The sequence below is a fragment of the Bacteroides sp. D55t1_190419_B8 genome (genome assembly GCF_015558905.1).
GTDB lineage: Bacteria > Bacteroidota > Bacteroidia > Bacteroidales > Bacteroidaceae > Bacteroides > Bacteroides vicugnae.
The window spans coordinates 219545-245878 of the sequence record NZ_JADMOU010000002.1; the positions used below are offsets into that span (position 1 = coordinate 219545).

The 26334-nt window shown below is 41.3% G+C and carries 16 protein-coding genes; 15 read left to right on the plus strand and 1 reads right to left on the minus strand.

The annotated features are described in order from the left end of the window. The first annotated feature begins 23 nt into the window (after positions 1-23). From I2I13_RS03130 to I2I13_RS03150, 5 genes are all read left to right on the plus strand, one after another. Positions 24-1487: a RagB/SusD family nutrient uptake outer membrane protein gene (locus I2I13_RS03130; protein WP_370540795.1), complete on the plus strand. Its 1464-nt coding sequence runs from the start codon at positions 24-26 to the stop codon at positions 1485-1487. A gap of 36 nt (positions 1488-1523) precedes the next feature. Further along, positions 1524-3038: a SusF/SusE family outer membrane protein gene (locus I2I13_RS03135; RefSeq protein ID WP_195648737.1), complete on the plus strand. Its 1515-nt coding sequence runs from the start codon at positions 1524-1526 to the stop codon at positions 3036-3038. Between the two features lie 14 nt (positions 3039-3052). Further along, the gene (locus I2I13_RS03140; RefSeq protein WP_195648738.1) at positions 3053-4831 is read left to right on the plus strand and encodes a glycoside hydrolase family 66 protein; all 1779 of its coding nucleotides are present in this window, start codon (positions 3053-3055) and stop codon (positions 4829-4831) included. Between the two features lie 177 nt (positions 4832-5008). After that, positions 5009-7525, plus strand: a complete 2517-nt coding sequence (locus tag I2I13_RS03145) for a glycoside hydrolase family 31 protein (protein WP_195648739.1) — start codon at positions 5009-5011, stop codon at positions 7523-7525. Positions 7526-8396: 871 nt separating this feature from the next. Beyond that, a complete protein-coding gene (locus I2I13_RS03150) occupies positions 8397-10967 on the plus strand; it encodes a glycoside hydrolase family 2 protein (protein ID WP_195648740.1) in 2571 nt (856 codons plus the stop codon). Between the two features lie 6 nt (positions 10968-10973). Here the strand turns inward: I2I13_RS03150 and I2I13_RS03155 are convergent, their stop codons facing one another. Next, positions 10974-11840 carry an AraC family transcriptional regulator gene (locus I2I13_RS03155; RefSeq protein ID WP_195648741.1) on the minus strand — a complete coding sequence of 289 codons (867 nt, stop codon included), beginning with the start codon at positions 11838-11840 and terminating at the stop codon, positions 10974-10976. Between the two features lie 158 nt (positions 11841-11998). On the opposite strand from I2I13_RS03155, the gene I2I13_RS03160 reads away from it, so the two are divergent. From I2I13_RS03160 to I2I13_RS03205, 10 genes are all read left to right on the plus strand, one after another. Beyond that, complete coding sequence (locus tag I2I13_RS03160; RefSeq protein ID WP_195648742.1) at positions 11999-13576, plus strand: sodium:solute symporter; 1578 nt, start codon at positions 11999-12001, stop codon at positions 13574-13576. A gap of 14 nt (positions 13577-13590) precedes the next feature. Further along, entirely contained in the window at positions 13591-14616 is a 1026-nt protein-coding gene (locus I2I13_RS03165; protein WP_195648743.1) for a glycosidase, read from the plus strand. 224 nt (positions 14617-14840) lie between these two features. Further along, positions 14841-17969, plus strand: coding sequence for a TonB-dependent receptor (locus I2I13_RS03170; protein WP_195648811.1), 3129 nt, complete (start codon positions 14841-14843; stop codon positions 17967-17969). A gap of 10 nt (positions 17970-17979) precedes the next feature. Beyond that, positions 17980-19518, plus strand: coding sequence for a RagB/SusD family nutrient uptake outer membrane protein (locus I2I13_RS03175; protein WP_195648744.1), 1539 nt, complete (start codon positions 17980-17982; stop codon positions 19516-19518). A gap of 16 nt (positions 19519-19534) precedes the next feature. Continuing rightward, positions 19535-20512: a hypothetical protein gene (locus I2I13_RS03180; RefSeq protein ID WP_195648745.1), complete on the plus strand. Its 978-nt coding sequence runs from the start codon at positions 19535-19537 to the stop codon at positions 20510-20512. A gap of 17 nt (positions 20513-20529) precedes the next feature. Continuing rightward, a complete protein-coding gene (locus I2I13_RS03185) occupies positions 20530-21993 on the plus strand; it encodes a hypothetical protein (RefSeq protein ID WP_195648746.1) in 1464 nt (487 codons plus the stop codon). A 10-nt stretch (positions 21994-22003) separates the two neighbouring features. Then, on the plus strand, positions 22004-23485 hold the full coding sequence (locus I2I13_RS03190; protein WP_195648812.1) for a hypothetical protein: 1482 nt from the start codon (positions 22004-22006) through the stop codon (positions 23483-23485). Positions 23486-23498: 13 nt separating this feature from the next. Beyond that, positions 23499-24683, plus strand: a complete 1185-nt coding sequence (locus tag I2I13_RS03195; protein ID WP_195648747.1) for a glycoside hydrolase family 26 protein — start codon at positions 23499-23501, stop codon at positions 24681-24683. Positions 24684-25052: 369 nt separating this feature from the next. Beyond that, complete coding sequence (locus I2I13_RS03200; protein WP_167511914.1) at positions 25053-25853, plus strand: alpha/beta hydrolase; 801 nt, start codon at positions 25053-25055, stop codon at positions 25851-25853. Between the two features lie 32 nt (positions 25854-25885). Next, positions 25886-26227: a cupin domain-containing protein gene (locus tag I2I13_RS03205; protein WP_195648748.1), complete on the plus strand. Its 342-nt coding sequence runs from the start codon at positions 25886-25888 to the stop codon at positions 26225-26227. Positions 26228-26334: the final 107 nt, after the last annotated feature.

Genomic DNA, 26334 nt, shown 5'->3' on the forward strand with positions numbered 1-26334 from the left:
AAAAGATAACAACTTTGGTAATGATGTTTGCCATATTGGCATTGACCTCATGCAACGATTTCTTAGATAAATATCCTAAATATGGCGTCGATCCCGAATCGGAAGTAACGAACGAGATTGCCGTGGCACTGACTACTGCCTGCTACAAGACTCTTCAGTCATCCAATATGTATAATCAGCGTATCTGGAGCCTCGATATTATCGCAGGTAACAGTGAGGTAGGCGCCGGAGGGGGAACCGACGGACTGGAAACTGTGCAGGCTTCCAATTTCATAGCCCAGAGTGATAATGGCTTTGCTTTGTACGTATGGCGTTCTCCGTGGGTAGGTATCGGACGTTGTAACATTGTGCTTTCCAATCTGCCTTCGGCAGCTATCTCCGATGAGGTAAAGACTCGTTGCATGGGTGAGGCTTATTTCCTGCGTGCACATTACTACTATATTCTGGTTCGTCTGTATGGAGGTGTGCCTTTGCGCTTAACGCCGTTTGAACCGGGAGAATCTACGGATATTGCCCGTAATACGGTAGATGAGGTATATGCCCGGATTCTTTCTGACTGCAAAAATGCGGTAAACATGCTTCCTCCGAAAAGCAGTTATGGAGACAGCGATAGAGGACGTGCCTGCAAAGAAGCTGCAATGGCTATGCTGGCGGATATTTATCTGACACTGGCGCCCAATCATCGCGAATACTATAATGAAGTAGTAACTCTGTGTGACAACATTGCTGCAATGGGATATGATCTGACTCAATGCAATTATGCCGATAACTTTAATGCTACGATCAATAATGGTGCAGAATCTCTCTTCGAAGTACAATATTCCGGTAGTACGGAATATGATTTCTGGGGCGGTGATAACCAATCATCCTGGCTGTCGACTTTTATGGGACCTCGTAACTCAAGTCTGGTGGCCGGTGCTTATGGATGGAACCTGCCTACGGAAGAATTTTTCAAGCAATATGAGGACGGTGATTTGCGGAAAGACGTAACTGTCTTGTATCAAGGTTGTCCTGCTTTTGACGGTATGGAATACAGACGTTCCTGGTCGAATACAGGTTATAATGTGCGCAAGTTCCTTGTGTCGAAGACTGTTTCTCCGGAGTATAATACCAATCCCAACAACTTCGTAGTATATCGCTATGCAGATGTTCTATTGAAGAAAGCGGAAGCATTGAACGAGCAGGGACATCCCGACCAGGCTGCCGAACCATTGAATATCGTCCGTAAACGTGCCGGACTGGCAGATGTGCCGACTACTCTGACGCAGACTGAAATGAGGGAGAAGATTATTCATGAGCGCCGGATGGAACTTGCCTTTGAAGGACACCGCTGGTTTGATATGATCCGTGTGGATAATGGAAATTATGCATTGACATTCCTGAAATCCATCGGCAAGAATAATGTGACCAAGGAACGTCTCCTGTTGCCTATTCCGCAGACAGAGATGGACTCCAATCATCTGATGACTCAAAATCCCGGTTATTAATCTGTTTTATAATCATTCATTTAGATAAATAATATCATGAAGAAATATATATATCAGTTGTTATGCTCTCTTTTCATCGGCGGAACGATGGTTGCCTGTGCCGAAGATTATATGGAGACAAATAAAGGACATGATACCCTCACTCTTTCGGTGAATCAGCAGGACTTGGTGTTGAACGAAAAGAACCATAGTCAGGAAGCACTCGCTCTCTCATGGACTACCGGAACGAATTATGGAAGTGGTAACCGTATCTCTTATACGCTGGAGCTGGCAAAAGCCGGAACGGACTTTGCAAATGCTTATTCGTTGGATTTAGGTACGGGAACGTATCAATGGACTAAGAAAGTGGAAGAACTCAACCAATTCCTGAATACACAGTTCGGTATCGGTTATGCTGTGAAAGCGGAGTTGGAGGCACGTATCACAGCGGTTGTTGCCGGAATGGAAGAGCAGAAACAAAGTGCGACGACTGCTTTTACAGTGACTACATACCAGCCGGTTACTACTACGCTTTACCTGATCGGTGAGGCTGCTCCGAATGGATGGGCTGCCGACAATGCGACAGCGATGGAGCGTACGGATAACGGACAGTTTACATGGACAGGAAAACTGAACGCCGGATCATTGAAATTTATAACGACATTGGGACAATTCTTGCCGTCGTACAACCGTGACGCCACTGCCGGGGAAGCACTCCAGCTGACTTACCGTACATCGGGTGACCAGCCGGATGAGCCGTTTGTAATCGATGAAGGGGCAACCTATATTGTAAAAGTAGATCTGCTCAATCTGACGTTGACACTGACTGAAACGGAAGATATCGGTTGGAGATTTGACGAGTTCTTCATTGTCGGTTCGTTCACCGGAAATGGTGGCTGGGGATTTGAGGCACTGTCTAAAGATGCTGTTCAGATGGATTTGTTCCATTATGGAGCTGTGATTCCTTGGGAAGCAGACGGAGAATTTAAGTTTAGCTCTGTGGCGGACTTCGGCCAGTCGGATGCTTTCTTCCATCCTGCCGTAGCAAATGCTCCGTACACTTCGACGTCAGTAGTGCTTGGAGGCGACGATAATAAATGGCAAATGAAAGAGGCTGAATGTGGCAAACCTTATAAAGTATGCTTCTATACAGGCAAAGGAAAAGAAAAGATGCTGATGCGTCCGTTCACTCCTTACGCAGGATTGTATCTGGTGGGTGAGGCGACTCCGAACGGATGGAGTTTGGACAATGCTACGCCGATGACTAAGAGTGTCGACAGTCCTTATATCTTCACATGGAGCGGTACACTGAAAGCCGGTGAGATGAAGATTTCCTGCGATAAGCAGTCTGACTGGAACGGAGACTGGTTTATGGCGGATAAGAACGATAAAACTCCGACGGGTGAAGTGGAAACAGCTTTGTTTGTCACTAAATCGGATGCAGAGTTGAGCAGTATGTATCCGGATGCAGATTTGGGTGGTCTGGACTATAAGTGGAATATTCAGGAGGCCGGTTCTTATCAGATTACGATTGACCAGTTGAAAGAGACGATCTCGATTGTGAAACAATAAAACAAGAATTCAAGATGAAAAAAATAATATATCTGGTAGCTGCTTTCCTGTGTATGGCTTGCAGTGATGATAATGAGTCGAACCAACAGAATGGAGGAGCTTCGGGCGGTGTCACCGAAGTGACTCCGGTAACATCGGATTTGAGTGTAGACCTGTCGACAGACAAGGCTTTCTACAAACCGGGAGAGAAAGTGGTGTTTACAGTGGATGACGCTCTGCCTGCCGGAACTAAAGTACGTTATCGCCTTTCGGGTGAAACGGTGGGAGAAGAATCGGTAAATGGTACGAGCTGGACATGGCAACCGCCTACCACTGATTTTAAAGGGTACATGGCAGAGCTTTATCGTCAGGAGAACGGAACGGATGTAATAGTCGGTACGATTGCGGTAGATGTATCCAGTGATCCGGCACGTTTCCCGCGTTATGGTTTTGTCGCTGATTTCAGTCAGGAGAAGACAGCCGAAAAGACACAGGAAGAGATGGAGTATCTGAACCGTCATCATATCAACTGGGTGCAGTTTCAGGATTGGCATAATAAACATCACTGGCCGTTGGGCGGTACACGTGCACAGTTGGATGAGGTATATATGGATATCGCTAACCGGGAGGTTTATACAAGTTCGGTGAAGAATTACATTGAAGCGCAGCATCGTTTCGGTATGAAGTCTATGTTTTATAATCTTTGTTTCGGAGCGTTGAAGGATGCTGCTGCGGATGGAGTGAAGGAGGAATGGTATCTGTTTAAGGATGCTTCTCACACTACTAAGGATAGCCATGACTTGCCGGGCGGATGGAAAAGTAATATCTATCTGGTAGACCCTTCTAACAAGGAATGGCAGAAATATCTGGGCGAAAGGAATGACGATGTATATGCAAACTTTGCTTTCGACGGTTATCAGATAGACCAGTTGGGACGACGTAGCACGCTTTATAATTATAGTGGTATTCCTGTTAACTTGCGTGAGGGATATGCCTCTTTTATAGATGTAATGAAGCAGGTGCATCCGGACAAGAGTTTGGTGATGAATGCGGTGAGCCGTTACGGTGCCCGTCAGATAGGGGAGACGGATAAAGTGGATTTCTTCTATAATGAAGTATGGGCGGATGAGGCTGATTTTACCGATCTGAAAGCTATTCTTTATGAAAATGGAGTATATGGCGATTATCAGTTGAATACGGTTTTTGCAGCTTATATGAATTATAACAAGGCGGATAACCGGGGGGAATTTAATACGCCGGGTATTCTGCTGACGGATGCTGTTATGTTTGCTTTGGGCGGTTCGCATCTGGAATTGGGAGGCGATCACATGTTGTGCAAAGAGTACTTCCCGAATGAGAATCTGACAATGAGCGAAGAGCTGAAAACAGCGATGGTTCATTATTATGACTTCCTGACTTCTTATCAGAATCTGCTTCGTGACGGAGGTACGGAGAATAGTATCACCATGAATTGTATCAACGGGGAAATGAGTCTGAATGTATGGCCTCCCCAACAAGGTTCGGTCACTACTTATACCAAGCAGGTAGGCAACAAGCAGGTGATACATCTTCTTAACTTCTCGCAGGCAAACAGCCTTAGCTGGAGAGATGTGGACGGCACGATGCCGGAACCGACCTTGATTACGAAAGCTGCTTTACAAATGAATCTGCCGGCCAAAGTGAATAAGTTATGGGTAGCCTCTCCGGATATACATGGAGGCGCTTTGCAGGAACTGGCTTTTACGCAGGAGAACGGAGTTGTTTCTTTCACATTGCCGTCTCTGAAATACTGGACAATGGTTGTGGCTGAATAAAAATGATTGTAAGTCTTCTAGCAAACTAATCTTATATTATTAGGCACGGATTACACGGATTTCACGGTTTTTAGAATGATGGAGTATGTAAAACAACAGCGTTAATCCGTGTAATCCGTGCCTTAATTTACTATATGAGCAATAATGCATGAAGCGGCTGTAGATAGAATAACTAAAATGATAAGTATGAAGATGAGATATAAATTCTGGGTATGGGCGTTGTGTTTGGTATTCCCGACATTGGTGTGGGCGGAAAGTGCAGCGCGCACATGCACTTCTTTTACACAACAAGGCCGTCAGGTGACTTTTCACCTGACGGACAGTGCTGCGTTGCAGTTACAGCTTTGTAGTCCTTCGGTAGTCAAAGTTTGGTTTTCGCCCGATGGACAACTGCAACGAAAGAATGCTTCTTTCGCAGTGATTAATGAAGAGTTGGAAGATGTAGGAACCGTCCATGTAGACGAACAGGCAGCCTGTTATGAGATCTTTACTCCGAAATTGCGTATTCGGGTAAATAAATCTCCGTTGAGTCTTCAGATATTTGATAAGTATCAGAAACTCCTGTTTAGTGATTATGCCGACAAGGGGCATGTGAGTGAAGGAACAAAGAAGACGGAATATAAAGTGCTCCGTCGTGACGAGCATTTCTTCGGACTGGGAGAAAAGACAGGAAAAATGGACCGTCGTGGCGAATCTTATAAGATGTGGAATAGTGACAAGCCCTGTTACAGTATAGTGGAAGATCCGCTCTACAAGAGTATTCCTTTCTTTATGAGCAGCTATCGGTATGGTATTTTTCTTGATAATACGTACAAAACGGAATTTAAGTTCGGTACGGAAAGTCGTGACTATTACAGCTTTGAAGCTCCGAACGGTGAAATGATCTACTATTTTATCTTCGGCAAGGACTATAAGGAGATTATCAGCCAATACGTCGGGCTGACGGGCAAACCTATCATGCCGCCGAAATGGGCGCTGGGTTTTGCTCAATGCCGTGGTCTGCTGACAAGCGAAAAACTAAGCCGCGAAATAGCCGAGGGTTACCGGAAACGTGGAATCCCCTGTGATATTATCTATCAGGACATCGGCTGGACGGAATACTTGCAGGATTTCGAGTGGCGCAAGGGAAACTATGAGAACCCGAAGAAGATGCTTTCGGATTTGAAAGGGATGGGTTTTAAGGTAGTTGTATCTCAAGATCCGGTAATTGCACAAGCCAACAAAAAGCAATGGGAAGAAGCAGATCGTTTGGGATATTTTGTAAAGGACAGTACGAACGGTAAAAGCTACGATATGCCCTGGCCTTGGGGTGGTAACTGTGGAGTAGTGGATTTCACCCTGCCTGCCGTAGCCGACTGGTGGGGAACCTATCAGCAGAAACCGATTGACGATGGTATCTCCGGCTTCTGGACGGACATGGGCGAACCTGCCTGGAGTAACGAAGAGCAGACGGAACGTCTCGTCATGAAACACCATCTGGGTATGCACGATGAAATCCATAATGTCTATGGATTGACTTGGGATAAAGTGGTGAAAGAACAATTTGAAAAGAGGAATCCGGACCGTCGTGTGTTCCAAATGACTCGTGCTGCTTATGCAGGGCTGCAACGTTATACGTTCGGCTGGACGGGTGATAGCGGAAACGGAGACGATGTACTGCAAGGTTGGGGACAGTTAGCCAATCAGATTCCTGTAATGCTTTCCGCCGGATTAGGATTGATACCGTTTTCTTCCTGTGATATTACCGGTTACTGTGGAGATATTGAGGATTATCCGGCTATGGCGGAACTCTATACCCGTTGGATACAGTTCGGGGCATTCAATCCTTTGAGCCGTATTCACCATGAGGGAGATAATCCGGTGGAACCGTGGCTTTTCGGTCCCGAAGCAGAAAAGAACGCAAAGGCGGCTATCGAGTTGAAATATCGTTTATTACCCTATATCTATACTTATGCCCGTGAAGCTTATGATGCAGGATTGCCTATCATGCGCCCTCTGTTTCTCGAATATCCAATGGATATGGAAACTTTTTCTACGGATGCTCAATTTATGTTCGGTCGTGAATTACTGGTAGCCCCTGTGGTGAAGAAAGGTGCCCGCACAAAGAACGTGTATCTTCCCGAAGGTACATGGATAGACTACAACAACAAGCAGACAGTCTACACCGGAGAGCAGTGGACTACGGTTGATGCTCCCTTGTCTTCTGTTCCTATGTTTGTGAAGCAAGGTTCTATCATCCCCACCATGCCGGTGATGAACTACACTTATGAGAAACCGGTATATCCACTTACTTTTGAAGTCTTTCCTGCACAGGAAGGTGCACAGGCTATTTTTACTCTCTACGAGGATGAAGGGGAAGACTTAGGATATCAGCGTGATGAATTTGTCAAAACGCCGATTGTTTGTAATACTTTGGCGAATGGATATGAATTGACTGTCTCTGCCCGTGAAGGAAAAGGTTACACTGTCCCTGGTCCGAGAAATCTATTATTCCGTATTTATTCTGCGAAAGCTCCGAAAGAGGTAACTGTTAAAGGAAAGAAGATAAAAAAGGTAAAACCGGAACGCTTGGAAGAAAATTTAGAGAATGATACGGAATCTATATTATGGAGTTGGGATAAAGAAACCGGTGTATGTAGTGTGCGAATACCTGATAAGGGGGGTGATGAACAGTTGATGATTACTTTTAAATAAACAGGGAGCTGTTGGCAAGCTAATATCCAGCGTTTTTCTTTCGTTTTATATGGGTAATGTGTTGATTCGCACTGGCGGATAAGACAAAAGAACTATTGAAGGATAAAAGTTGAAGGAGCCTTCTGAAGAAATCAGTAGCCTTCTTAAAAAATGATGATTCTTAAAAAAGGAATATTTAATCATTGGAGAAGTACGTGAATTGCAGTTTGGTAAAGAAAAGCCGGAAAATGTCCAGCATTTGTAATTACACGATTTTTTATTTCTGCTGTTTCGAAAATATACCAATCGAGCTGCGGTAGATTTTTGATTATTTTTGTTATTTGGCGAGTAGATGCCCGAATAACTAATCATTTTATTGTTTTTTCCTTTCCGATATATTATGGTAAACTAGAGAAAAAATGCTTCTTAATAGTCCATTTTTATCTTCTTCACCGAGGAGCGATAGCTTCCTCGGTGAAGAACAAGTCGATGCACACCGAGGAACACTTCATTGGTTTTAAAGCAATGAACGGTTTCTGAATAGAGAAAGATGCATATTCTGTTTGCTTTTATGCAATATTAGGCATCTTTCTGTATGCTCATGCATTTATTTATGCAGTTTATTTTCTGGTTCATTATTTTCTAATTAGCTATTTCCTTGTAGAATATTAAAAATAGAACATTGAAAGGTATATATTATCAAGTCGATAAGCAGTTGTCTATTTAAATCAAATAAATTCATATTAACCTTTTCAAGAAAGTACAATGATTAAGTAATATAGTATTAAAATATTGATTGGCAATTGCCTATGTTTGCAACGTTATTTTAAATGGAAATCTAATACACAATAAAGTTGTTATGAGAAAATCAACAAGAATAATTTATTTAAAGATGGTTGCACTAGCTATAGTCACTACATTTTCCACTCTGAATGGTAATATATCCGCCAATACACTTCAGAAAGAACTCCATTCGGGATGGAGGTTTAAACAAGCTCGTCTTTCAAACTGGTATCCTGCTACAGTTCCGGGGGTAGTACACACTGACTTGATTGATAATAAAATCATTGAAGATCCTTTTTATCGCTTAAATGAAAGAGGTGTACAGTGGGTTGATAAGGAGGATTGGATTTATGAAACAACCTTCGATGTAGAATCCGAATTGATGAATAAAAACAATATACGGCTTTATTTGAAGGGACTTGATACTTATGCGGACGTCTATTTGAATGGAGAAAAGATATTGGAAGCAGACAATATGTTTCGTGAATGGAAACTTCCTGTAAAAGATAAACTGAAAGCAAAGGATAATAAATTGAGGATATACTTCCATTCTCCTATTAAACGGGATATGCCTAAATGGGATGCACTGCCTTTTCACTATGAGGCAATCAACGACCAGTCGGAGAATGGAGGAATATTTAATAAAAAGGTTAGTGTTTTTGCCCGTAAGGCAGGTTATCATTATGGTTGGGACTGGGGACCTCGCTTGGTAACTTCTGGCATCTGGAGGCCTGTTTTATTAGAAGCATGGGATGATTTTCGGATAGAAAATGTGTTTATCCGGCAAAAAGAGGTTTCTTATAAACAAGCCGACATTAGTAATATTGTAGAAATACTAGCCGATAAAGATATTGAGAAGGCTGAAGTTACAGTCAGGGATAATGAAACTGGAAAGATTTATGGTGCTACTACTACTTGCCTGACAAAAGGATTGAATAAGATTGCTGTAAACTTCTTTATAAAGAATCCGAATTTGTGGTGGAGCAATGGACTTGGAAAAGCCAATCTATATGAATTCAGGACTGAAGTAAAAGCAAACGGACAGGATTCGGACTGTCTTATAACTTCTACGGGGATACGTTCATTAAAAGTTATACGTAAGGAGGATAAAGAGGGAAGATCATTCTATTTTCAGCTTAATGGAATACCTGTATTCTCCAAAGGGGCTAATTATATCCCTTGTGATAATTTTCTGCCTCGTGTGACGAAGGAACTGTATGAGAAAACGATCTTGGATGCTGTCAATGCTAATATGAACACTTTGCGTGTGTGGGGTGGAGGGACTTATGAAGATGATTATTTCTACGAATTATGTGATAAATATGGTATTCTTGTGTGGCAGGATTTTATGTTTGCTTGCAGCGTATATCCCTCCGAAGGTGAATTGTTGGAAAATATTCGTCAGGAAGCAATTGATAATGTCCGTCGTTTGCGCAATCATCCTTCTCTTGCTTTATGGTGTGGAAATAATGAATGTCTGGAAGCTTGGTTTGGTTGGAATTGGAAAGAAAACTATGCGAAGCAGGATCCGGAGTATGCCCGAATTATCTGGAAGCAGTACGAAGACCTGTTTCATAAAATGCTACCGAATGTGGTGACTGAAAACAGCCCTGAAACATTTTATTGGCCTTCATCGCCCTTCAGCCGTTATGATGGAGTTTCCGAGAATAATAAAGGAGATACACATTATTGGGCTGTATGGCATGCAAAAAAGCCGATCTCCGAATATAATAAGGTGCGTAGTCGTTTCTTCAGTGAATATGGTTTTCAATCTTTTCCCGAATTTGAGTCAGTCAAAATGTACGCTCCACACCCTGAAGACTGGGAAATAACTTCCGAGGTAATGATGTCTCATCAACGAGGAGGTGAGTTCGCGAATAAACTGATTGAAGACTATTTGCTGAATGAATATCGTAAACCTAAAGATTTCGAATCATTTCTGTATATGAACCTTGTATTGCAGGGGGATGCTATTAAAACAGCTATTGAAGCACATCGCAGGGATATGCCTTACTGTATGGGAACATTGTTCTGGCAACATAACGATTGTTGGCCGGTTGCTTCGTGGTCGAGCCGTGATTACTATGGACGTTGGAAAGCACAGCATTATTTTGCCAGAACAGCTTTTCGGGACGTGCTTGTATCTCTCATAGTCAATAATGGCAGGCTTGATGTATATATAGTATCTGATAGATTAGGGAAAACTGCGGCTACACTTGAACTGGAAGTCTGTGACATGGGAGGAACTCTTGTTAATTCGACCAGAAAATCAGTGACTATTCCTGCCAATGAAAGTAAGGTTGTTGTGTCTTATAAGTTGGATTCATTCATAAAATCACAGCCGGAAAATCAGATAGTGATTTCTGCGACCCTTACCGATTTCAAAGGAGAGGTTTATACGAATAATTACTTCTTGGTAAAGCAAAAAGAGATGTTATATCCGAAAGTGAATATATCGTATCAGTTAAAGTCACTGCCTGACGGATATGAATTGACTTTAAAAGCAGACCGTTTTGCAAGAGCTGTATACTTGTCTCTTGATGGAATTGATAATTTCTTTGAAGATAATTATTTTGATATGATGCCGGGAAAAGATAAAATAGTGAAAGTACGTACCAGAGTCTCACATACTGACTTCTCCCGACAGCTGAAAATCAAATCGTTGGTCGATGGGTATTAAAGGCGCTTAATACTTAATCAACATCTGTTGCAGAATCGTACGGTATTCACTAGGTGTGTTTCCTTTCTTCTTTTTGAATATCCGGATAAAGTTTGATAAATTATTGAATCCGCACGAGTAGCAGATTTCTGCTACCGTGTGTGATGTTTCAGTCAGCATCTGACAGGCACGGGCTACACGGAGGTTGTTGATATAATCAATAAAGGTGCAGTTTGTTTTCTTTCTGAAAAAATGACTGAAAGCAGATTCCGACATATTTACCAAAGCAGCTACGTCTCCCAGTTTGATAGGTTCTTCAAAATTCTTCTCTATATAGTCGCAGACTTTTGCAATGCGTCTACTTTTTGAGGTACGTATCGTGTCTTTTGTGTCATAGAGATTGCTGACTAAAATATGTCTGTCGGCAGTGGAGAGATCATATAAGATAGAAAGAAATTCTAAAACGGTGTGGAAGCCCTGCATTCGGGTAAGCTGGAGAATCTTCTCTTTCATTGCCAGCATGGTGTTTTCAGAAAAGCTAATTCCTTTCTGTGAGTCAAGTAACAGTTGTTTAATTGGGCTGAATAGTCGTTTCTCCAATATTGGAAAATTGAGCAATTTGTCCGAGAACTGAATTGTTACCACATGATTGCCTTCCACAATCTCTCCTTTCCAGGCATGAGGAAGATTGGGTCCGGTCATTACTAAATCCAGATTGTCAAAATTTTCGACAGAGTCGCCTACAATCCTTTCTCCGTACGTATTCATCACAAGATTGATTTCATAGTCAGAGTGATAGTGTACCGGATAATCAAACTTTGCATTAGGATGATTTAAAACGATGAATAAATCATCAGAAGAAATGGGGGTAATTTCCTTTTGAATGTCTTTCATAAGAACTGTATTTAACTTGATACAAATGTACGAATAATAATAATACAAAAACAACCTATTCAAAAAAGTATAATTATTAAGCAATATAATATCAAAGAACTATCATTATATGCCTTACATTTGCAAAGTGAATTATACTTAATAACTAATTGAATGCTATGGAATCATTTTCTATCGGAACTATTGACATTATAATCGTAGTCGTATATCTGCTATTTATTATATGGTGGGGCATAAAGAACGGAAAGAGTTCGGATGCCCAATCGTATTTTCTTGCCGGACGTTCCATGTCATGGTGGGTTGTAGGGTTATCTCTGTTTGCCGCCAGTATATCCAGTACTACACTTATCGGGCAATCGGGTGATGCTTATGATACGGGGCTTGCCGTTTTCAATTATAACCTGACCGGCATTGTAGTTATGGTGTTTTTTGCTGTTTTTCTTCTACCTTTATATATAAGGTCGAAAGTTTTTACGATTCCGGAGTTTCTGGAGAAGAGATTTGATAAACGTTCCCGTTACTACTTCTCCGCTATTTGTATTATCGGAAATATTTTTCTGGATGCTGCCGGTGCGCTTTACGCAGCTGCATTAATTATCAAACTGGTATTGCCTGAAGCTGATCTTCAGGTGATTATTATAGTCTTTGCTATAATTGCAGCTTCATATACAATTCCAGGAGGACTTTCTTCTGCCATTAACGCGGAACTGATACAAGCGGTGGTTTTGATTTTGGGTTCGATCTTGCTTACCTGTTTCTGTTTTCAGCAGGGAGGAAGTTATTTCTATCATTTGTTTGAAAGTGATGATATATTGGTGAAGCTGATTCGTCCGTTGTCCGACAATGCCACTCCTTGGTTGGGGTTGATCGTGGGGATGCCCATATTAGGTATTTACTTCTGGGCTAATAATCAGACTTTAGTACAACGTGTTTTGAGTGCCAGAACTATTGATGAGGGTCGGAGGGGTGTTATATTCACCGGTTTTCTCACAATGAGCACATTGTTTATTATCGCTATTCCCGGATTGATTGCCCGTGATTTATTTCCAGGATTGGATAAACCCGATATGGTATATCCTAATATGGTGATGCAATTAATGCCTGTGGGTTTGCTGGGTATTATGCTGGCTGCTTTGTTGTCTGCATTGACTTCTACGATTAGTGCTATCTTGAATTCTACTTCTACTTTGTTTACGATGGACTTTTATGCGAAGTTTAATAAACACGCTGATACAAAAAAGCTGGTGCTGGTTGGTAAAATTGCTTCTTGTGTGATTGTTCTGTTAGCTGCATTATGGGCTCCTCAAATTGGTAAATTCGGATCTCTTCTAAAATATTATCAGGAAATGCTTTCTTATATTTCTCCTCCTATCGTAGCAGCTTTCCTGCTTGGGATTTTTAATAAGAGAGTGAATGGTGGCGGAGCTTTTGCAGGGTTGATTCTCGGTCTGGTAGTAGCGGTTCTTTTACTTTTCTTTAAAAATACGGTCTTTGGTGATTTGCACTTTTTGTTGATGGTTCCTTTCTTGTTTATATTCAGTATGATAGTGATTTATGTAAGCAGTTTTTTTTATGCGGCTCCGGGTAAAGATAAACTTACTGATACCACCTTTTCTCTTAGCGATCTGAAAGAAGAATATGTAACCTTGAAAACAGTAGTCTGGTATAAGAACTATCAGGTATGGGCAGTGGTATTACTTGTGTTGAGCGCATTGATTTGGATTATTTTCCAATAAAATAAATAGAATATATGAAATTAAAGAAATTTGAAGGAAACCCGATTCTTTCTCCGTCGGAAAGGAATGATTGGGAATCTTTGGTGACTTGTAATCCTGGCGTGTTCCATGATAACGGTATGTTTTATATGTTATATCGTGCTGCAGGTAACGATAAAGAACATGTTATCCGCTTGGGATTGGCTACGAGCAAGGATGGGTTTTATTTTGAAAGACACTCGGATCAGCCGGCTTTTTCTCCGAGTGTCGATGGCCCTGATTCCGGATGTGTGGAAGATCCTCGTATTGTGAAGTTTGATGGTGAGTATTATATTACTTATGCCTATCGGCCGATACCACCCGGGCAGTATTGGAAGTTTGGGCATGATGAAGTTTTACTTCCGGAATGTGGTAAGTATGCTCCTGCAGCTATTGCTAAGAATTTGGGTAATACTGGGCTGGCTGTTACTACGGACTTTTGTCATTTCCGCCGTTTGGGACGTCTGACTTCGCCAGTGCTTGATGATCGCGACGTGATTCTTTTCCCCGAGAAGGTAAACGGACAATTCGTTATGTTACATCGCCCTAAGCAGTATATTGGCGAAGGATTTGGTGTAGAATACCCTTCTATCTGGATAAAGTTTTCGGAGGATTTGTTGGATTGGGAGGGGAAGGAAAGCCATCTTCTTCTGACAGGGCGTGAAAATACTTGGGAAGAAAAGATTGGTGGAAGTACTCCTCCCCTGAAAACGGATAAGGGTTGGTTGATGCTCTATCATGGTGTGGAGCATGGCGGAAAAGGATATTATAGGGTAGGAGCTTTATTGCTCGACTTGGATAATCCTCTGAAAATACTAGCCAAAACGCATGAATCAATTCTCGAACCGGAAGAGGACTTCGAGATAAACGGGTATTATAACGGTTGTGTATTCCCTACGGGAAATGTGATTGTTGATGATACGCTCTTTGTGTATTATGGTGGTGCGGATAAATATGTCTGCGTGGCTACCTGCTCTGTAAATGAACTGCTCTCTTACTTGTTGACCGACTGCAAGGTGTGATTAATTGAATCTCCTTTATCTTTTAGTCTTTTAATGTGATGTGTATACACTGTTTGTGTGTACATTGGGGAGGTTGCTATGCGAAAAATAGATAATCATAGATTAGACTGTTCAAAAAAGTATAATGATAGAGTAAATAGTGCGAATGAAAATAAAAGACTATAATCTATATTTGTATTATCAAATTATCAGTAAAGAATTCAACGCTTAAATTTTATATTATGATGAATAAACAGAAAAAACGGCTTGGTAGCATATCACTCTGCAAAGTAGTGTTGATATGCCTTTTTTTGTCCGTATTTTCTACCGCATGGGCTGTGGTAGAGCAAACATCTTCCAAGATTACTGTGACTGGAGTGGTTAAAGATGTACAAGGTGAGCCTCTGATAGGAGCTACTATTAAAATTAAAGGTTCGGCTGTGGGAACTGTCAGTGACTTTGATGGGAATTATTCTTTGGCCAATGTGCCGGTGAATGGGGTTTTAGAGTTTTCTTATGTAGGTATGAATAGTATAGAAATATCGGTTTCCGGAAAAAAGGTGGTAAATGCGGTACTTAGTGATGCTACTCAATTACTTGACCAGGTGGTGGTTATTGGGTACGGGTCAGTGAAAAAGAGTGATTTGACGGGATCGGTTGCGACGGTAAAGCCGGAGGCATTAAGTGATATACCGGCTAATTCTGTTGAAGGATTATTACAGGGGCGTGCGGCTGGAGTACAAGTAATCAATTCGTCACAGGATCCGGGAGCCGGATCAACGGTTCGTATTCGTGGTAATAGTTCGCTGCGCGGATCCAATTCACCTTTGATTGTGGTAGATGGTTTTCCGTTGGGAGATGCCGGTGATTTGAAACAGATTAATACCGATGATATTGTTTCAATGGAAGTATTGAAAGATGCTTCTGCTTCTGCAATTTATGGTTCCAGAGGTGCTAATGGAGTTATAATTGTAACCACTCGAAGGGCGAAAGAAGGAACTACGACGATATCTGTCAAACAGCAGCTCACTTTCTCCGAATTTTCTTCCAAACTGGATTTGTGGAGAGATCCGGTGATGATGGCAATGCTGAACAATGAGGGGCGTGTGAATGGCGGGTTACAGCCGCTCTATATCGGTGCAAATAATTCTGCCGGTGTTTATTACCCGTCTATTGAGGAGCTTCAGACTACTTGGACAACCAATACCCGTTGGGATGAATTAGTGTTTAGAGATTCGCCTGTGTCTAATAATACAACAGTTTCTGTCTCTAGTGCTAACGAGAAGACGAGTTTTAACTTGAGTGCTAATTATTATACGGACCAGGGAATGTATATTGATGATGATTATAGTAAAGGGGGGTATAATCTGAATGTCAGTCATAAGATATATAAGAATTTTACGATTCGTGCATCCAATATTCTATATCTTGGCAACCGTAATAACAACGGCGGAATGGCTTATTGGAGAAATCCGATTTATCCTGTGTATAATGAAGACGGAACTTATTATCAGACTACTGCTCAAGATTATGATCATCCTATCGCTATTCGCGAGCATAAAAAGGATAAAACCAAAATGCTGGATGTTATCTCATCCGGAGCTTTTGAATGGCAAGTGATACCGCAGCTTCGCTTCACAAGCCAGTTGAACTATAAATATGGAAAATCTACCAACGACCAGTATTTGCCACAGAAATATACCCAAGTCGGTACGGAGAATCGTGGTAGGGGAGTCATTGGTAATACAGAGAATCAAAATTTCGTTTCCGAAACATTTGCCAATTACTCTCAAATGTTCGGCAAACATGAAGTGGGCGCCATGGTAGGTCATTCTTACGAGTGGTATCAATATCGTGATTCGTATCTGACTGCTAATGGTTTTGTGAATGAAGCATTGGGAAATGAGAATATGGGAGCCGGAGAGAAAGCGAACAATATTATTTCCAACGGGTTCTCGAAAAGTAAATTGGTTTCCGGAATGGCCCGTCTGAATTACACTTATGATAATAAGTATCTGCTTACTGCTACTTTCCGTGCTGACGGTTCTTCTAAATTCGGTAAGAATAACAAGTGGGGGTATTTCCCTTCCGGAGCTATCAGCTGGAAAGCTCACGAAGAGAAGTTTATAAAGAAACTAAACACATTTGATGAATTGAAGTTTCGTTTAAGTTACGGTATTTCGGGAAACCAGGGAATCAGTCCTTATCAGACTCTTAGCCGTTACGGAACAACTAAATATTACCATCAGGGACAATGGTTGACTGCTATCGGTCCCGGGTATGAGTCAGGACAGTCCGGGCAAGACGGAATCTGGAAAATTTGGAGTGGAATTCCTAATCCGGACTTGAAATGGGAGACAACTGCGCAATGGGACTTTGGTATTGATATGGCTTTTTTTAACAGAAGACTTCGCGTTACTTTGGATGTTTACAATAAAGAGACATCCGACCTGTTGAGAGAAAGAAACCTGCCCCTTTCTTCCGGTTATGACCGTATGTGGGTGAATGATGGTAAGATTCGCAACCGGGGATTTGAAGTAACAATTGACGGAGTAATGGTGGATAAAAAAGATTGGAGCTTGAATGGAACCTTTATATTCTCTATGAACCGTAACAAGGTGCTTGATTTGGGAAGTAGCATCGAATCGGGTTTATTGAAAGATGCCCGTACGGGAATGGAATATGAAGTTGTCGGTAACTTGAGTGAACAGTATCGCTCTTATACTAATATACTTGCTATTGGCCAACCGATCAATGTCTTTTATGGATATAAATGTGATGGAATTATTCAGACTTTACCGGAAGGACTTAACGTAGGCTTGTCGGGAGAAGATGCTATGCCGGGAGAATTCAAATATGTCAATACGTATGATGGAGACGGAACACAAGGCGTTGTGAATGAAAACGATAAATGTATTATCGGTGATCCTAATCCTGATTTTACGGCAAGTCTGAATCTTTCTTTCCGTTGGAAGAAACTGGATGCGAGTATTTTCCTGAATGGTGTGTTTGGAAATGATGTGTTGAACACCAAGACTTTTGGTGATCCGCATAATGCCGCACTCCGTTGGACGCCTGATAACCCGACTAACAAATATCCCAGTCTGCGTGATGGACGTCAGACTCGCTTTTCTGACTACTGGATAGAAGACGGCTCTTTTGTGAGAATACAGAATCTGACAGTGGGGTATACCTTTGATTTGCCTAAACAAAAAGTGTTTGCCTCGAAGATACGCCTATATATGAACGCTTCCAATTTATATACATTTACCAAGTTCGACGGATATGATCCGGAAGTCGGGCAAAACGGAATTTATTCCGGTGGGTATCCCCGCTTGAGAAAATGGACAGTAGGTCTTGATATAACATTCTAAATTAAATGATATGAAAAAGAATATATACACTTTCATTTTAATAAGCTGTATCCTGGGCTTTTCCGGTTGCAGTCTTGATGAAGAGCCTTACGGATTCTATTCCGAAGACAACTTCTATAAAACAGAGGGGGATGCAATGGCAGCTATTCATTACGCTTATGCTACTCTTACCTACATCGAGTATTCACGTGCTCTTTATTTCATTGGTGATATGCCTACTGAAATTATGACTACTAAAGGAGATGCTTCCGTTGATAATCGTGCCTTGAATCTGTGGAGAATTGATAACTTTGATACCAATGCTACTTTGGTCAATTTCTTTAAATACTCCTTCATCGCTATTAATCGGGCGAATGCTGTAATTAAGAAGATGCCGGGTACGGATATTGATTCCAAGCTAAAGGACCAGTATTTGGGTGAAGCTTATTTTTTACGTGCATACAATTACTTCTGTCTTTCACGTAACTTCGGTTTGGTACCGATGCATTATGGAGTAGTGGAGATGCTGTCGCAAACGGGTACTCCTTTGGCAAATAATATGGATGAAATTTATGATCTGATGATTGACGATTGTAAAAAGGCGGAAGAATTGTTACCTGTATACTCTGCCCCCATAATGGGACGTATCGATAGGGTCGGTGCACAGGCTTTGTTAGCTAAAATCTATTTATATGCAGCTTCTGCCAAAGCCAATAATGTGCCTTTATACAAGGAAATGGCGAAAGATGTCAATTCTCTCTATCAGGATGCTGTGACTTATGCTGGAAGAGTATTAGGATTAGATCCGGATTATCCTCAGAATACGTATGGTTTTGAAAGTGATTTGCTCAAGATTTATGATGTAGAGAACTTTGCCGGTAAAGAAAATATTTTCTTAATGTCTATGGATAGAACGGGAGAGGCAGAAGGACAATATTCTAAGATATCCAAAATGTTCCTTCCTTATATTGAGGGCGCTACTATCTGGATCAAGCAAGGAGACAAAAATGAATATATAAAATCTCATGACGGTTGGGGAGAATATCGTACGGAAGTGAATTTTTATAATGAGTTTGATGGAAGCGATTTGCGTAAGAAAGATCTCATTGTGGACAAGGTGTATAATGAAGATGGAACGGTAAAAGCGGAATGGAAACCGGATGGCGGTGATTTTGAGTACCCTTTCTGCCGGAAATACATTGATCCCAAATTTGATGGGGATAAGACTAGTACACGCCCCTTTCTTATTCGTTTTACTGACATTGCTATGGTGTATGCCGAAGCTGCCGGGCCGACTACCAAAGCTTATGAACTGATAAACTTTATCAGACATAGGGCAGGATTGGGGGATTTGACTCCAGGGTTGCCGATAGATGAATTCCGGGAGAAAGTATATGAAGAACGTAAGTTTGAAATGGCTTTTGAAGGAGATCGTATGTACGATATTCGTCGTTGGGGCAGGATTGGAGAAATCAAAGAAGTGAAGGATGCCGGACTAAATGAAAGTCAATATTCTTTCTATCCGTTGCCGCAAACCGAGATTAATCTTAATCCAAGTTTAAGAGAATAACAAAAAATCGTGAGCTATGAATAAACTATTAAAATACACACTGTTTATCCTTTGTATGGGGGTAATGCAATCTTGTGTGAAAGACATGCAGGATGATTTGAATGATGGAGGATGGAATAACGAGAGGTCTGTAACGAGTCTTAAATTCAAGAATCAGGTGGGACAGGCTGAAATTGAACGCATTGATGATACAACCGGAGAAGTTGCCGTAACCCTTAATGTGGGGGCTATTCCTGATTTGTCGAAAGTTGAAATAGAATCTATCGAATTGTCGTATCAAGCCACAGCTTCTGCAGGTAAAGGCAGTACATTGGATTTTAGTAATCCGGAGCGGAAATCGGTTCTTACTGTAACTTCCGCAACAGGAAAAACACGTGAATATACGATCTATGTGAATGAATTTCGTGAAAGTCTGGAAGGTACATGGTCGATTAATAATCTGATTATTTACGGTGGCACAGGTCCGGAATGGGGTGGCGGAAGAGTTTATCCGTTTATGGACAAATCATGGTGCTGGTATGATGAATATTCTCCGGAAAAAGAGTGTGACAATACACTGACCTTTATTATGGAGAATATTACAGATGATGGAAACACATCCGGGAAATGTATAAATGCTGCCGGGCCTGACGGGAAATATGCTGATTTTATATTTAAAGGTTCTTCTAATCCGGCAGATAAGACGGATATTGATCTGAAGAAATATTATCGGAAAATCCCAGTAGGAGAAAGCCGTTGGATTCGTAATTACAGTTTAGGTACCATTACTTTTATTGATTCGGACGGAAATGAATCGACTGCCGTACTCGAAAATCCGGGAACTTATACATTATTCCAGGGGGGAGGCTATACCAATACGGTTACTTTGCCGAATAATGCTTTCTCTTTCCAAATCAATGGTGTGGATGAGTGGACCTATATTTATACTGATTATGATGTGTTTGCTAAACAGGCACGTAAGTTCTTTGTACTCGTGACAAAAAATGAGGATTAACTAATGGATGATAAAATATGAAGAAATACTTCTTTATTTTTTTAGTTGCCTTTTTTGCATCCTGTTCTCCGGTAGAACACGATGTGATAATCACCATAGATACGGAAACGGTGCTAAATGATTGCTATATAGGCAATGGGGTGCAATGGGATCCTTATCAACTGGATTATGGCAAAGGTAAACTAACTATTTCGGAAGCCGATTGGGAGAAACTGTATGACAGACTTGATTTTATGCGTCCGCAGTTTATTCGTATCATGATTAATACTTCTTCGTTTGTTGACCAAGGGAGATTGGTGCCGGAACGGGGGATGGAAGTATTATCTAAAATGTTAGACTACTGCCAGAGTCGTAATGTGACTGTCATGTTCGGAGATTGGGGATGGAGTGTCATTCGTGCCCGCGAAGCAGAGATTGACAGTCAAAGTCTTCGTCATGCAGCTGCCTTGGTTGATTATCTGATTCATAATAAAGGATACTCTTGTATCCGCTATTACAATCTGGTGAATGAGCCGAATGGCTATTGGGCTGCCACTAACAAGAGTTTTCCTCTCTGGGCATCATCCGTCCGGCAGTTTTATCAATATATGAAAGAATTTGACCTGACCGGAGAGGTTGGTATCGTTGGTCCGGACATTGCCATCTGGGATAAAGCGGAGACAGGATGGATAGATAGTTGTGCAGTGCAGTTGAACGAACAAATAGAACTTTACGATATCCATACTTATCCGTCTAAAGTCACCGTTAATTCTGGAGAATATACAGATATTATTACTGCCTATAAAGAGAAGATTCCTGAAGGAAAGAAAATCGTGATGGGAGAAATTGGTTTTAAATTCGTGGAAAAGGCTGATTCTTTGTATCAGAAGGAGAATATTCGTAGAGCCAGAAGTAAAGTTAACGCCTCGTTGGAAGATTCGCAGATGTTTGTTTATGATTATATGTATGGAACAGATATGGCAGATGCTCTTATTCAGACGGTCAATACCGGTTTTTCAGGTTCCATTGCCTGGATGCTGGATGATGCCATGCATTCTAATGAAGCACCTGACAAACTGAAGATTTGGGGATTCTGGAATATATTCGGTGAAGAATGTTTCGGAGCAGAAGAGGAAAACGTCCGTCCGTGGTATTATGCCTGGTCGTTACTGACCAGGTATATGCCTGCCGGAACTGTGGTTTATAGAACAGGCACCACCGGAGAGCCTTTCGTAAAGGCTGCCGTATCAGGAAAAGATGGGAAATATATGATTGCTTTGATGAATGTTTCTGATAGTCCGAAAACGGTAAAGTTAAAAAGTAATGTTCTTTCTTCTCTGTCAGATTGTAAAAAGTTCATATATTCGGACGGTACGTTGAAGCAGAAAGGAGATCATCTCCTTTTGCCGAATGATGAGAACTTGATTCTTCATCTTGAGAAAGGAGAGACAGTGACTATGCCAGCGGAATCACTGATAGTGTATACTAATTACGATTATTAAAAACAGAATGATGAATTTAAAAACAATAATAGGAACTTTTGTGGTGGGGATGTTGCTTGTTTCATGTACGCACTCTGACAGGCTGACAGTGAATGTATCTCAAGAGGTTGTTACTTCCGGTTACATAGGAAATGGTGTGGAGTGGGACCCTTACGATGAAGCCGAGTCATGGGGAACCTCCGTTTCTGACGAAGACTGGCAGAAACTGTTTAAACGCCTTGACTTTATGCGTATGGGATATGTGCGTTGTATGATTAACAGTCCTTTTCGTTATTATGATCCGCAGACGGGAAAGTATGATAAAACACGTAATATAGAGTCACTTTCCCGCTTGTTGCAGTATTGTACGGATCATAATATTGTGGTGATGTATGGTGAATATAATCCCCCTACCTGGGCTATGAAGGATAAACAGTGTTGGGTGGATATGTCTGTCGGTTACCTGAATTATCTGGTCAATGATCTTGGCTTTTCCTGTATCAAATATTTTGTGATCTTTAATGAACCTGATGGGAACTGGGCCTCAACTGACGGCGATTACGACCTGTGGAAATCCATGTTACTCCGTTTTGCAGATAAGATGAAAGAATATCCCGGACTAGACGGTAAAGTGAAGTTTGCCGGACCTGATGCAGTCGTTGATTACAAGAATCCGTCTTCTCCATTTGACGCGGCAGGATGGGTGAAACAGGCGGCCACTGATTTGGATTCGCACATCGGTATTTACGATATTCATGCCTATCCCGGACAGCATGAAGTACGTTCTGGGCAATATGCGGACATTCTGGCTCGTCATAAAGAATTTATTCCTGCTAGTAAAAAGATTGTGTTGGGAGAGGCTGGCTACAAATACGGACGTGAAGCAGATTCGTTGTTAATGAAAGAGTATAACCGGCGTGTCGAAGGTCATCCGTTTACTAAAGGTACAGATTCTAATATGTTGGTATACGACTATTTTTATGGTCTTGATATGCCATTGCTTTGTATGGAGGTAATGAATGGAGGATATTCGGGAATAGCTGCCTGGATGTTGGATGATGCAATGCACAGTAGCGGTGATTCTGGTAAGACGGAAGATATTAAGCTGTGGGGAATGTGGAATATTTTAGGAGAAGAAGTCTTCAATGATCCTTCGCAGGAAGAAATCCGTCCGTGGTATTACACCTGGTCATTGATGTGCCGTTATTTTCCGGCTGGTTCTAATATCCTTAAAACAACGCTTGATCGCACGAAAGGTGTTTATGCGGCTGCTGGAGAATATCAAGGAAAGTATGTTTTTGCTGCCGTTAATATAGGAGATGAGGATCGGTCTTTGGATATTTCTTTGCCTGCTGTTGTCGAGAATGTTTCTTTATATGTATATGAAGAAGGGAATAGGCAAACTAACAATGAAGGACATCCCGTTCCTGTTCAGACAGGATTAACTGTTGATAGAATTTATCAGACTATCCTCAAGGCTCAAAGTTTTATTTTATTAACGAATATAGATTAAAAGACAGATAATTATGAAAAAGCAAATCAATATACTTCTGGTCGGATTAGCATCCGTCTTTATGAGTTGTAGTGATGTGGAAGAGGTATCGGCACTTTATCCGGAATATGAAGAAGTGAAGGAACTCTCCATTGTAGATAAAAACGCGACTTCCGAGACCAAAGCTTTGTATTCTAATCTTTGGGCTATTCAGTCAAAAGGTTTCATGTTCGGACATCATGATGATCTTTGGTATGGTCGTAAATGGTATAATGAGGAAGGACGTTCCGACACTCATGATGTTTGTGGTGACTATCCGGCGGTTTTCAGTTTTGATGTTGCTGAAATAATGGATGATCGTTATCAGAACCCGGAAAATGAAATTCGTAAGAGAGTCGCTTTAGAGGCTTATGAGCGTGGCGAGGTACTTATTGCATGTGCACATCTGAATAATCCGTTGACCGGAGGTGATTCATGGGACAATTCCAGTAATGAGGTTGTGAAGGAGATTCTTAAAGAGGGCAGTCCTACACATCTTGAATTTAAAACTTGGTTGGATCGTTTGGCGGATTTTGCACTGAATCTGAAAGGTAAGAATGGTGAATTGGTTCCAGTCATTTTTCGCCCTTATCATGAGCATACCCAAACATGGTCGTGGTGGGGGAGTTCATGTACTACCAGTGATGAATTTACTTCCTTTTGGAAGTTTACAGTCAATTATTTGCGGGACACAAAAAATGTGCATAACCTTATCTATGCGATTTCTCCGCAAATAGATTCTGTGCAGGGACGTGAGAACTTCCTATTCAGATGGCCCGGCAATGATTATGTAGATTTTTTAGGAATGGATTCTTATCATGGTTTGAGTCCGGTTGTGCTGACTACCAATATGAATACTTTGTCTCGTCTGTCGAAAGAACTAAAAAAACCGTGCGGGGTTACAGAAACCGGAGTAGAGGGTATTCAGCGCAACGGAGTTCCTGAAAAAAACTACTGGACACAACAAATTTTAACTCCTGCTACAGGACAGTTTGTCAGTATGATTGTGATGTGGAGAAACAAGTATGATCCCAGTGAAAGTGAGTCGCATTTCTACTCTGTTTTTAAGGGACATGCCTCTGAAAAGAGTTTTATAAAGATGTATGAAAGTCCGGTTTCACTTTTCTCTGCCGATTTGCCGGATATGTATACAATGGCTGAAGTAATGAATGTGAAATGATAAACACTAATGTTATCGCTTTTTATATATATGGTTAGTCTTCCATATACATAAGACTAGTTTTCTAACTGAATAACTTTATTCGTCTGACAATTGTTGAACTTTCGTCTGACAACTGTATACTTTTCGTCTGACAGTTGTTAGACGAAAGTTGAACAGCTGTCAGACGAATAATTTTCTGCATGAACAGAATTAGCTGTATGTAGAAGGACTATTTCTTATTAGAATTTCGTAATATTGCATCTTATAAGAAACATGGATGCCATATATAAGGTAGTTGCCAGCCGATGTTTTATGTGAGATGATGAGTCTGAACAGCAAATTGGTTGTATGCTGCTTATTGGGAAAGAATACTAAAAAAATAAAGTCATGAAAAAGATTTGCCTTCTTCTCTTTTTGCTTTGTACTTGCATTGCTCAAGCACAAACTGTTTATCGCACCGACAAGGATATATCTTATGTTTCTGGTTCCGAAATGGATGCCTATCGACTGGAACGTTGCAAACTGGATATTTATTATCCCGAAAATAAGAAGGGTTTTTCAACTATCGTCTGGTTTCACGGCGGTGGTATGGAAGGTGGAAATAAATTTATCCCCAAAGAACTGACAGAACAAGGGTTTGCAGTAGTGGCGGTAAATTATCGTTTGAGTCCGAAAGCGAAAAATCCGGCTTATATTGAGGATGCGGCTGAAGCTGTGGCATGGGTTTTCAAGAACATCGAGAAGTATGGTGGCCGTAAGGGCCGAATTTTTGTTTCCGGTCATTCTGCGGGAGGTTATCTTTCGTTGATTCTGGCAATGGATAAAAAGTATATGGCAGCATACGGAGCAGATGCTGATAGCGTAGCTGCTTATCTTCCGGTCAGTGGCCAGACGGTGACACATTTCACTATTCGCAAGGAGCGTGGTTTGCCCAACGGTATTCCGGTGGTTGATGAATATGCTCCGGTAAATAAGGCCCGCAAGGAAACAGCCCCTCTTGTACTGATAACGGGTGACAAGCATCTGGAGATGGCGGCAAGATATGAAGAAAATGCACTGTTGGAAGCTGTCCTGAAAAGTATAGGTAATAAAAAAGTGACGTTGTATGAAATGCAGGGATTCGATCATGGTCAGGTGCTCGGTCCGGCTTGCTATCTGATTGTAGATTATGTGAAGAGGTTTAAATAATATAGTTATAAATAATAATAATAGATTGGAAGATGAAAACACGTAGTGATGCTTTTCAGTTTGAGAAAGAATTGGATTGGGATAAACCGGCTCCGGGAATCCGCCGCCAGATAATGGGGTATGACGGGCAACTGATGATGGTGAAAGTGGAATTTGAGAAAGGTGCCGTTGGTTCTGTGCATCAACATTATCATAGCCAGGCTACTTATGTTGCAAGCGGCAAGTTTGAATTGAGCATTGGCGACCGGAAAGAAATTCTCTCTACGGGCGACGGTTATTATGTAGAACCTGATCAGCCTCATGGATGCGTTTGTCTGGAAGCAGGTGTATTGATTGATACATTTAGTCCTATGAGGGCTGACTTTCTATTGTAGTATCTGGTAGAAAGTCAGATATGTATGGTATGAATTTACCATATATGTGGTATTTACCTTGAACAGAATCTCCACTATCTTTGTACTATATTAAAAACAAAAGAAAT

Coding starts and splice junctions, on each gene's coding strand:
- I2I13_RS03130 (WP_370540795.1), top strand. CDS start 24: ATGTTTGCCATATTGGCATTGACCTCATGCAACGATTTCTTAGATAAA.
- I2I13_RS03135 (WP_195648737.1), top strand. CDS start 1,524: ATGAAGAAATATATATATCAGTTGTTATGCTCTCTTTTCATCGGCGGA.
- I2I13_RS03140 (WP_195648738.1), top strand. CDS start 3,053: ATGAAAAAAATAATATATCTGGTAGCTGCTTTCCTGTGTATGGCTTGC.
- I2I13_RS03145 (WP_195648739.1), top strand. CDS start 5,009: ATGATAAGTATGAAGATGAGATATAAATTCTGGGTATGGGCGTTGTGT.
- I2I13_RS03150 (WP_195648740.1), top strand. CDS start 8,397: ATGGTTGCACTAGCTATAGTCACTACATTTTCCACTCTGAATGGTAAT.
- I2I13_RS03155 (WP_195648741.1), bottom strand. CDS start 11,840: ATGAAAGACATTCAAAAGGAAATTACCCCCATTTCTTCTGATGATTTA.
- I2I13_RS03160 (WP_195648742.1), top strand. CDS start 11,999: ATGGAATCATTTTCTATCGGAACTATTGACATTATAATCGTAGTCGTA.
- I2I13_RS03165 (WP_195648743.1), top strand. CDS start 13,591: ATGAAATTAAAGAAATTTGAAGGAAACCCGATTCTTTCTCCGTCGGAA.
- I2I13_RS03170 (WP_195648811.1), top strand. CDS start 14,841: ATGAATAAACAGAAAAAACGGCTTGGTAGCATATCACTCTGCAAAGTA.
- I2I13_RS03175 (WP_195648744.1), top strand. CDS start 17,980: ATGAAAAAGAATATATACACTTTCATTTTAATAAGCTGTATCCTGGGC.
- I2I13_RS03180 (WP_195648745.1), top strand. CDS start 19,535: ATGAATAAACTATTAAAATACACACTGTTTATCCTTTGTATGGGGGTA.
- I2I13_RS03185 (WP_195648746.1), top strand. CDS start 20,530: ATGAAGAAATACTTCTTTATTTTTTTAGTTGCCTTTTTTGCATCCTGT.
- I2I13_RS03190 (WP_195648812.1), top strand. CDS start 22,004: ATGAATTTAAAAACAATAATAGGAACTTTTGTGGTGGGGATGTTGCTT.
- I2I13_RS03195 (WP_195648747.1), top strand. CDS start 23,499: ATGAAAAAGCAAATCAATATACTTCTGGTCGGATTAGCATCCGTCTTT.
- I2I13_RS03200 (WP_167511914.1), top strand. CDS start 25,053: ATGAAAAAGATTTGCCTTCTTCTCTTTTTGCTTTGTACTTGCATTGCT.
- I2I13_RS03205 (WP_195648748.1), top strand. CDS start 25,886: ATGAAAACACGTAGTGATGCTTTTCAGTTTGAGAAAGAATTGGATTGG.